The organism is Streptomyces sp. NPDC096136 (genome assembly GCF_044763325.1).
Lineage (GTDB): Bacteria > Actinomycetota > Actinomycetes > Streptomycetales > Streptomycetaceae > Streptomyces.
Genome location: NZ_JBIWFZ010000060.1, coordinates 1 through 3497, shown reverse-complemented (window position 1 = coordinate 3497; position 3497 = coordinate 1). Strand labels below are relative to the sequence as shown.

Below are 3497 nucleotides of genomic sequence, written 5' to 3'. Positions count from 1 at the left end.
TCCTTCTCCACGACGAGTGCGTGCTCCACTGCGGATCGCAGTGCGTCGGTGTCGTCGGCGCGCTGGGCGTGTACTGCGGTGTGCAGGGCGCGGAGCAGCCCGAGGTGGCGCACGTCGCCTACCAAGATCCGGCCGCCGTCGGCCAGCAGCTCCAGGGCCTGGGCCAGCACCCGGGTCAGGTACTCCTGGTCGGGGAAGTACTGGATGACGGAGTTGATCACGATCGTGTCGAAGTACCCGACAGGGAGTCCGGTGGTGTCGTCCGCCGGCTGGCAGCGCAGCGTGACGTGGCCCCAGCCGCGCTCGGCGGTCTGTTCCTCAAGCCGGGAGACCACCGCCTGGGACAGGTCCGTCCCCCAGTACTCCTCCACTCGTCCTGCGAGCGGGGCCATGAGCAGACCGGAGCCGACGCCGATCTCCAGGATCCGTCGCGGCCCGTGGCCGGCGATGCGCTCCACGGTGGCCTGCCGCCACTCGCGCATCTCGCCGAGTGCGATGGGCCTGCCGGTGTAGGAGCTGTTCCAGCCCGAGAAGTCCTCGCCCAGCGGAGCACCCGATGCGCCGTACAGCGAGTCGTACAACTCCCGCCACTCCGATACCCGTACGTCACCGTCGCCGGCCTCCGCCTCGGGAACGACGTATGCGACCAGACGGGTGTCGCCGGGCTGGTCCTCGCGGGGGATCACCACGGCCTGGGCGACCTCCGGCTGCCGCACCAGTGCGGCCTGGACCTCTCCGGGTTCGATGCGGAATCCGCGGATCTTGACCTGGTGGTCGGTACGGCCCAGGTATTCCAGTTCGCCGTCGCGGTTCCACCGCACCAGGTCACCCGTGCGGTACATCCGGGTCCCCGGGTCGCCGAACGGATCGGCGACGAACCGTTCAGCCGTCAGACCGAACCGCCCGAGATACCCGCGCGCCAACTGGACACCGGCTAGGTACAACTCCCCAGCCACACCCACCGGAACCGGCTGAAGCGCTGAGTCCAGCACATACACCCGGGTGTTCCAGACAGGCCGCCCGATCGGCACGTTTGCGGTGTCGGAGGGAACACAAGGCCGGGCAGTGACGTCGACGGAGGCTTCGGTCGGGCCGTACAGGTTGTGCAGCGGGACGTCGAGTACCTCGAAGAAGCGGTCGCGCAGCTCCGCCGGGAGTGCTTCGCCGCTGCACAGGACCGCACGCAGCGTCGTGCAGCTGGCTGTGTCCGGTTCCTGGAGGAACGTCCGGAGCATGGACGGCACGAAGTGCACGACGGTGATGCGCTCGCGCCGTATCAGCTTGGTGAGGTAGGCGGGGTCCCTGTGGCCGCCGGGAGCGGCGAGGACCAGCGTTGCCCCTTCCAACAGCGGCCAGAAGAACTCCCAAACCGATACGTCGAATCCAAAGGGAGTCTTCTGCAGCACCCGGTCGTCCACACCGATTCGGTACTCGCTCTGCATCCAGGCCAGGCGGTTCACGATGCCGCTGTGCGGTACCACCACGCCCTTCGGGCGGCCGGTGGAGCCCGACGTGTAGATGACGTACGCCGGGTTGGACGGCGTGAGGCAGTGGATCCGGTCGGCGTCCTCCGGGTTGGAGTCCGGCTGGTCGGCCAGTTCCCCGGCGACGGACGGCGCGTCCAGGACGATGGCCGGCGCTGTGACGAGAGCCTTGGTGGCCGTGGATGCGATCAGGAGCGTCGGCTCGCCCTCCTGGAGGAGGTGGGCGATACGGTCCGCCGGGTACTCCGGGTCGACCGGCAGATAGGCGGCCCCCGACTTGGTGACGGCCAGGAGCGCGACCACCAGGTCGACCGAGCGCTCCAGCAAGAGCGCCACTCGACGCTCGGGCCCCGCCCCGCGGCTGATGAGCAGGTGGGCCAGGCGGTTCGCCCTGGCGTTCAGCTCTGCGTACGACAGCTCGACGTCATCGAACACCACCCCTACGGCATCCGGGGTGCGGGCTGCCTGGGCCTCGAACAGCTCGGGCAGCGTGGTGGAAGGCACAGCAACGACGGTGTCGTTCCACTCGGTGAGGATGCGGTCGCGCTCGGCCTGCTCCAGGATCTCGACGTCGCCGATCGGGACCCCGGGGTGGGCCACCACGGCCCGCAGCAATCGCGCCCACCGCTCGGTCAAGGCCTCGACGGTCGACCGGTCGTACAGGTCGGTTGCGAACTCGACGAAACCGCTGACCCCTTCAGGTGCGCCGTTCTGACCACGATCCTCACTCACGGTGACGAAGAGGTCGAAACGCGCGGTGCCCGTGGGAACCGGCTCGGCGGCGACGTCGAGTCCGGGCAGCTGGAAGTCGGCCCGGTCGTTGTTCTGCAGGGCGAGCATGACCTGGAAGAGCGGGTGGTGGGCGGCGGAGCGCTGCGGGTTGAGCTTCTCCACCAGGTGCTGGAACGGCACGTCCTGGTGCGTGTATGCAGCGAGGGTGCTTCCGCGTACCTGGGCCAGCAGGTCGACGAAGGCCGGGTTGCGCGTCGTGTCCGTGCGCAGGACGAATGTGTTGACGAAGAAGCCGACCAGGTGATCGAGGCCTTCGTCGGTCCGCCCGGCGATGGGTGAACCGATCGGGATGTCCGACCCCGCGCCCAGACGGGACATCAGCGCGGCCAGGGATGCCTGGAGCACCATGAACACCGTTGCGTCGGTGTTGCGCGCCAGCGCGGTGAGCCCCCGGTGCAACTCGGCATCGAAGCTGAAGGCGACGGTGTCGCCGATGTTGCTGGCGACGGCTGGGCGGGGGCGGTCGGTGGGGAGGGTGACCTGTTCCGGCAGGTCTGCCAGCTGTTGGGCCCAGTAGGCGTACTGGCGGCTGAAGGGGCTGTCGGGGTCGGTGTCGTCGCCGAGGAGTTCGCGCTGCCAGAGGGTGTAGTCGGCGTACTGCACGGGCAGGTCCGGCCACTGCGGTTCACCGCCGGTCAGGCGTGCGGAGTAGGCGGCCATCAGGTCGCGGGCCAGCGGGGCCATCGACCAGCCGTCACCGGCGACGTGGTGGAGCACCAGCACCAGCACCGACTCGGTCGTGCTGAGCACGAGCAATTCGGCGCGTACCGGGACCTTGGTCAGGAGGTCGAACCCGTGTCGGGCGGCGCGGCGCAGTTCCTCGTCGAGCCGCTGCTCGTCCGTCGGGACGATCTGCAGGTCGATGCGTGCCTGTTCGGGGTCGAGGATCTGTTGTACGGGCCGTCCTTCAACGTCCGGGTAGACGGTGCGCAGGGCCTGGTGACGGGCGATGACGTCGTTGAAGGCGTGGTTCAGTGCTTCGATGTCCAGCTCGCCGTTCAGGCGCAGTGCGAAGGGCATGTTGTAGGTGGGGGAGGGGCCTTCGAGTTTGTGCAGGAACCACAGGCGTTCCTGCGCGTGCGACAGCGGCAGTACCTCCGGTCGGACCGCGGGCAGCAGTGCCGGGCGTAGGTCGCCGGCGTGGTGGGCGAGCCGCCGTGCCAGCTGTGCGACCGTCGGTGCTTCGAACAGGGCGCGCAGTGGGACTTCCACGCCCAACGC

General features: G+C 68.9%; 1 protein-coding gene. It reads right to left on the bottom strand.

Annotated elements, in window-relative coordinates; all coding sequences use genetic code 11:
• Positions 1–3497, bottom strand: a 3497-nt coding sequence (locus tag ACIRBY_RS38660) for an amino acid adenylation domain-containing protein (protein ID WP_403910159.1), incomplete at both ends; no start/stop codon positions are given.